Below are 6,775 nucleotides of genomic sequence, written 5' to 3' on the forward strand. Positions count from 1 at the left end.
GACGACGCGGTCCGGGCCTCGCGCGAAAGCGAGCAACTGGCGCTGGCGCAGTACCGCGCCGGCACGGTCACTTTCCTGAACGTGGCGGCGGCGCAGGCGCTGACGCTGAGCAATGAACGCACGGCGGTGCAGCTGCTCGGCCGCCGCATGGTGGCCAGCGTGGGGTTGATCAAGGCGGTCGGCGGCGGCTGGGACGCGGCTTCCCTGGCCGTGCCCGATGCCCAGGCCATGGCGGCCCCGACTCATGAGTAAGGCGATATGAACAAGGCGGCGATCTCTTCCCATCGACGGCAGGCCGTCGCGGCCGGTGCGCTGGCGCTGGTCTTGCTGGCCGGCGCGGCGGCATGGTGGTGGTGGCGGACCGGCAGCGGCGCGCCGCCGGCCTCGGACGCGGCGCCGGTGCCCGTCGTCACCGCCCGCGTCAGCGACGCGCCGCTGGCGCATTACCTGAGCGGCGTGGGCACGGTGACCGCGGCGGCCAGCGTGACCGTCAAGGCCCGCATCGACGGCCAGCTCGACAGCGTGGGCTACACCGAAGGGCAGGATGTCGCCGCGGGCCAGCTGCTGGCCAGCATCGACCCGCGCGCCCTGCAGGCGCAGCTGGCCCAGGCCCAGGCGCAGAAGGCCAAGGACGCGGCCACGCTGCAGAACGCGCGGCTGGATCTGCAGCGCTACACCGAGCTGCGGCGCGCCGACGCCGCCACCCAGCAGACGCTGGACGCCCAGCGCGCGCTGGTGGCGCAGCTGCAGGCCGCGCTGCAGACCGATGACGCGCAGATCCGCTACGCCCAGGTGCAGCTGGACTACACCCGCATCACGGCGCCGATCGCGGGCCGGGTCGGCGCGCGCCTGGTGGATCCGGGCAACATCGTCCACGCCGCCGATCCGGGCGGGCTGGTGGTGATCAACCAGATCGATCCGATCACCGTGCTGTTTTCCCTGCCCGAGGACGCCGTGCCGGTCATCAACGCGGCCATGGACCAGGGCCGCGCCCTGACGGTGACGGCCTACGCGCGCGAGAGCGGACAGGCGCTGGGCAGCGGCCAGCTGATCCTGCTGAACAACCAGATCGACACCACCACCGGCACGGTGCAGCTCAAGGGCCGCTTCGACAATCCGCGCCACGCGCTCTGGCCCGGCCAGTACGTCAACGTGCACCTGGTGCTGGACCCGGCCGAGGCGGCCCTGTCGGTGCCGGCGGCGGCGGTGCAGCGCGGCGCGTCGGGCACCTATGTCTACGCGGTGGACGCGGACGGCGCGGCGCGGCTGCAGCCGGTGTCGGTCGCGCGCATGCAGGACGGGCTGGCGGTGATATCCAAGGGATTGCAGCCCGGCCAGCGGGTCGTGGTGGACGGCCAGTACAAGCTCAAGCCCGGCAGCGCGGTGCGCGAGCTGGAGCCGGGCAAGGGGAGCGCGCAATGAGCATCTCGGCGACCTTCATCAAGCGGCCCATCGGCACTTCGCTGCTGGCGCTGGCGCTGCTGCTGGTGGGCGTGGCGGCCTGGCCGCTGCTGCCCGTGGCGCCCCTGCCGCAAGTGGATTTTCCGACTATCCAGGTCAGCGCCAACCTGCCGGGCGCCAGTCCGGAGACCATGGCATCCAGCGTGGCCCAGCCGCTGGAGCGGCAGTTCGCGCTGATCGCCGGGCTGTCGCAGATGACGTCGGCCAGCGCCATCGGCCAAACCCAGATCACGTTGCAGTTCGACCTGAACCGCAGCATCGATTCGGCGGCGGTGGACGTGCAGGCGGCCATCAACGCGGCCAGCGGGCAGCTGCCCAACAACCTGCCAAGCCCGCCCACCTTCCGCAAGGTCAATCCGGCCGACGCGCCCATCATGATCATGGCGGTGCAGTCCGACGCGCTGCCGCTGACCCAGGTGAACGACTACGCCGACAACATCCTGGCGCAGCAGATCTCGCAGATCGCCGGGGTGGGGCTGGTCAACATCAACGGCCAGCAGAAGCCGGCCGTGCGCATCCAGGTGGACCCGGAAAAACTGAGCGCCCTGGGCATGAGCCTGGAAGACGTGCGCGGCGTGATCGCGGTGACGTCGGTGAACCAGCCCAAGGGCACCATCGACGGCGCCCGCCAGAGCTACACCACGTATACCAACGACCAGCTGCTGTCGGCCGGGCCGTGGAACGACATGGTGGTGGCCTACCGCAACGGCGCGCCGGTGCGCATCCGCGACATCGGCCGGGCGGTCGACGGGCCGGAGAACACCAAGCTGGCCGGCTGGGCCTATGCCGGGCCGGCCTCGCCGCCGGACAACACCATCACCAACGGCCGTTCCATCGTGTTGACGGTCAGCAAGCAGCCCGGCGCCAACGTGATCGAGACCGTCGACAGCATCCGCGCCGCGCTGCCCAGGCTGGAAGCGTCGATCCCGCCCTCGGTGCACGTGAACATCATCATGGACCGCACCCAGACCATCCGCGCCTCGGTGCGCGACGTGGAGTTCACGCTGGCGCTGACGATCGCGCTGGTGGTGCTGGTGATCTTCCTGTTCCTGCGCAACGTCGCCGCCACGGTGATTCCCTGCGTGACCGTGCCGCTGGCGCTGACCGGCACGGCCGCCGCCATGTACCTGGTCGGCTTCAGCCTGGACAACCTGTCGCTGATGGCGCTGACCATCGCCGTGGGCTTCGTGGTGGACGACGCCATCGTCATGCTGGAGAACATCTATCGCCACGTCGAAGAAGGCATGCCGCCGCTGGAGGCCGCCTACAAGGGCGCGGGCGAGATCAGCTTCACCATCGTGTCGATTTCCGTCTCGCTGGTGGCGGTGTTCATTCCGCTGCTGCTGATGGGTGGCATCGTGGGGCGGCTGTTCCGCGAGTTCGCCGTCACCGTGACGCTGGCCATCGCCGTGTCGGTGCTGGTGTCGCTGAGCCTGACGCCCATGCTGTGCTCGCGCTACCTGAAGAATCGCCACGGCGAGCGCCACGGCCGGCTGTACCTGTGGTTCGAGCGCGGCTTCGACCTGATGTTGGGCGGGTACGAGCGCGGCCTGAAGGTGGTGCTGCGCCATCAGTTCCTGACCCTGTGCACCTTCCTGGCGACGGTGGCGGCGACCGTGGCGCTGTTCGTGCTGATCCCCAAGGGCTTCTTTCCGCAGCAGGACACCGGCTTCATCTTCGGCTTCGCCGAATCGGCGCAGGATTCCTCGTTCACGCTGATGAACCAGCGCATGATCCAGCTGGCCGACGTGGTGCGCCAGGATCCGGACATCGCCAGCTTCGGCTTCAGCGGCAACCCCAGCACCTACAACACCGGCACCTTCTTCATCGGCCTGAAGCCCAAGGACAAGGGGCGCACGGCCTCGGCCGACCAGGTCATCGCCCGGCTGCGGCCCAAGTTGGCGCAAGTGGGCGGCGTGACGCTGTTCATGCAGGCCGGGCAGGACATCAACGTGGGCGGCCGGCTGTCGCGCACCCAGTACCAGTACACGCTGACCGACTCCAACCTGGACGAGCTCAACGTCTGGGCGCCGCGCATGCTGGCGCGGCTGCGCCAGTTGCCGGAGCTGACCGACGTGGCCTCCGACCAGCAGAACCAGGCCGCCACCGCCACGCTGACCATAGACCGGGCGCGGGCCTCGTCCTTCGGCATCTCGCCCGCGCTGATCGACGCCACCATCTACGACGCCATCGGCCAGCGCCAGGTGGCGCAGTACTACACGCAGATCAACAGCTACCACGTGGTGCTGGAGGTCACGCCCGCCCTGCAACAGGACCCGGACCTGTTCTCGCGGCTGTACCTGACCTCGCCGCTGACCGGCCAGCAGGTGCCGCTGTCGACCTTCGTCAAGCTGGACACCAGCAAGACCGCCTATCTGTCGATCAGCCACCAGGGCCAGTTTCCCGCCGTGACGCTGTCGTTCAACCTGGCGCCCGGCGCCTCGCTGGGCCAGGCGGTGCAGGCCATCACCCAGGCCCAGGCGCAGATGGGGGCGCCGGCCAGCCTGGCGGGCGCGTTCCAGGGCACGGCCAAGGCGTTCGGCGATTCGCTGTCCACCCAGCCGTACCTGATCGCCGCCGCGCTGGTCGCCGTGTACATCGTGCTGGGCCTGCTGTACGAAAGCTATATCCATCCGCTGACCATCCTGTCGACGCTGCCCTCGGCCGGCGTGGGAGCGCTGCTGATCCTGATGATGGGCGGCTACGACCTGAGCGTGATCGCGCTGATCGGCATCATCCTGCTGATCGGCATCGTCAAGAAGAACGGCATCATGATGATCGACTTCGCCCTCACGGCCGAGCGCGAGCGCGGCCTGCCGCCGGCCGAGGCCATCTACCAGGCCTGCCTGCTGCGCTTCCGGCCCATCATGATGACCACCATGTGCGCGCTGCTCAGCGGCCTGCCGCTGATGCTCAGCCACGGCCAGGGCTCGGAGCTGCGCCGGCCGCTGGGCTACGCCATGGTGGGCGGGCTGCTGGTATCGCAGGCGCTGACCCTGTTCACCACGCCCGTGGTGTACCTGTACCTGGACCGCGCCCACTACTGGTACATGCGGCGCAAGGCGGCGCGGGCCGAGCGCCGGGCCGCCCAGGCGGCGGAAGTTGAGCCAAAATAGCGCTGATCGCGTCCCGTGGGGTGTGCATGAAGATCCTGATAGTCGAAGACGAGCTGAAGACGGCGGATTACCTGCGCAAGGGCCTGGGCGAGCAGGGCTGCGTGGTCGACGTGGCCCACAACGGCATCGACGGCCGGCACCTGGCGCTGGAGCACGACTACGACGTGATCGTGCTGGACGCCATGCTGCCGGGCCTGGACGGCTTCGCCGTGCTGCGCGCGCTGCGCGAGGTGCGGCAGACGCCGGTCATCATGCTGACCGCGCGCGACGGCGTCGAGGACCGCATCCGCGGCCTGCACGATGGCGCCGATGACTACCTGGTCAAGCCCTTTTCCTTCCTGGAGCTGCTGGCGCGCCTGCAGGCGCTGACCCGGCGCGGCCGGGCCCAGGAGCCGGTGCAGCTGCGCATCGGCGATCTGCAGATCGACCTGATCAGCCGCAAGGCCTGGCGCGCCGGGCAGCGGCTGGACCTGACCGCCAAGGAATTCGCCCTGCTGGCCGTGCTGGCGCGGCGCCAGGGCGAGATCCTGTCCAAGACCGCCATCGCCGAACTGGTCTGGGACATGAATTTCGACAGCAACGTCAACGTGGTGGAGGTGGCGATCAAGCGCCTGCGCGCCAAGGTGGACGCGCCGTTCGGCCGCCGCCTGCTGCATACCATCCGCGGCATGGGCTACGTGCTCGAGCTGCGCGACGACGAGTGCGCCGCATGAGCTTCTCGATCCGGTCGCGGCTGGCGGTTCTGTTCGCGGCGGCGGCGGCGGCCATCTTCCTGCTGACCGGCATCGCCTTCTATCGCGTGCTGGACGGGCAGTTCGACCGGTTGCAGCGCGACGCGCTCCGGACCATGGCGCAGGACGTCAGCTATTCGCTGGTGCGCAGCGGCGAGCCGGAGCGCTGGGGCCGCTTCAAGCTCAAGCTCGACACGCTGACGCCGGCCGACGGCGCGCTGCGCTTCTGGGTGCTGTCGGACGATCCTGCCTATGAATACGGTAGCGGCCTGGCCGATATCAGCAGCCTGGAACGGCATGCCGACGGCTATGGCGAGATCGTGCTGCCGGACCGCGCCTACCCGCTGCGCACCCTCACGCTGACGATCGACGCCTACCAGCAGCGGCCGGCGGTGCGGCTGATCGTGGCGATGGATTCCGCGCCCTACGCGCACACGCGCGGCACCCTGATGTGGGCGCTGGCGGGGCTGGCCCTGGCCGCCGTGCTGCTGGCGGCGCTGCTGGGCCACTGGCTGGCGCGGCTGGGGCTGCGGCCCCTGCAGCGCCTGTCCGGACAGGCGCGGGCGCTGCGCCCCAGCGCGCTGTCGCAGCGGCTGAACATGGCGGCGCTGCCGGTCGAGCTGGAAGACCTGGCCGCCTCCTTCAACGGCGCGCTGGAACGGCTCGAAGGCGCGTACAACCAGCTCGAAGCCTTCAACGCCGACGTGGCGCACGAGCTGCGCACCCCGCTGACCAACCTGATCGGCCAGACCCAGGTGGCGCTGGCCCGGCCGCGCAACGCGGGCGACCTGCAGGAAGTGCTGCAATCCAACCTGGAAGAGCTGGACCGCCTGCGCGCCATGGTCAACGACATGCTGTTCCTGGCGCGTGCCGACCAGGGCGAGGCGGCCACCGGACGCATCCATGCGGTGCTGGCCGACGAGGTGGCCAAGACCGTGGAGTTCTTCGAGTTCCTGCTCGACGAGGCCGGCATGCGCGTGGCCATCGAGGGCGACCGCGAGGCCGGCGCGCTGATCGACACGGCGCTGTTCCGGCGCGCGGTGACCAATCTGCTGCAGAACGCCATCCAGTATTCGCCGCCGGGCTCGCTCATCACCGTGACCGTGCGGCGGCAGGCGGGCGGGGTCGAAGTGGCGGTCGGCAATCCCGGCCCGGGCATCGCGCCGGAACATCTGCCGCATCTGTTCCAGCGCTTCTACCGCGCCGACGCTGCCCGTCGCGGCGACGGGCAGGGCAGCCACGGGCTGGGCCTGGCCATCGTCAAGGCGGTGGCGGCGATGCACGGCGGCACGGGGGCGGCCCGCCGCGGCGGCGGGGGGGCCCGGGGGGGCGGGCCCCCCCGGCGGCGGGGCCCCCCCCCCCCCGCGCGGGCCAGGGTGGCTGGGCGCCGGCGGCGTTTACCGGGCCACGGCCCGCGTCGGCGACACGGGCCAGGTACCGTGCCGAGCCCCGCCCCCGCACCGGTGT

At 70.3% G+C, this 6,775-nt stretch carries 4 protein-coding genes and 1 pseudogene; all 5 read left to right on the top strand.

The annotated features are described in order from the left end of the window. Positions 1 to 252, top strand: a pseudogene (locus tag KDH83_RS23195) (RND transporter); the annotation flags it as partial. 6 nt (positions 253 to 258) lie between these two features. Then, a complete protein-coding gene (locus tag KDH83_RS23200) occupies positions 259 to 1,422 on the top strand; it encodes an efflux RND transporter periplasmic adaptor subunit (protein ID WP_212320247.1) in 1,164 nt (387 codons plus the stop codon). Further along, positions 1,419 to 4,577, top strand: a complete 3,159-nt coding sequence (locus KDH83_RS23205; protein ID WP_212320249.1) for an efflux RND transporter permease subunit — start codon at positions 1,419 to 1,421, stop codon at positions 4,575 to 4,577. The genes KDH83_RS23200 and KDH83_RS23205 overlap by 4 nt, the downstream gene beginning before the upstream one ends. A 26-nt stretch (positions 4,578 to 4,603) precedes the next feature. Further along, the gene (locus tag KDH83_RS23210) at positions 4,604 to 5,290 is read left to right on the top strand and encodes a heavy metal response regulator transcription factor (protein ID WP_212320250.1); all 687 of its coding nucleotides are present in this window, start codon (positions 4,604 to 4,606) and stop codon (positions 5,288 to 5,290) included. Beyond that, on the top strand, positions 5,287 to 6,775 hold a 1,489-nt coding region (locus tag KDH83_RS23215; protein WP_212320253.1), incomplete at its 3' end, for a heavy metal sensor histidine kinase. The genes KDH83_RS23210 and KDH83_RS23215, both read left to right, overlap by 4 nt.

It is taken from the genome of Achromobacter sp. Marseille-Q0513, from assembly GCF_018195695.1.
GTDB lineage: Bacteria > Pseudomonadota > Gammaproteobacteria > Burkholderiales > Burkholderiaceae_B > Achromobacter.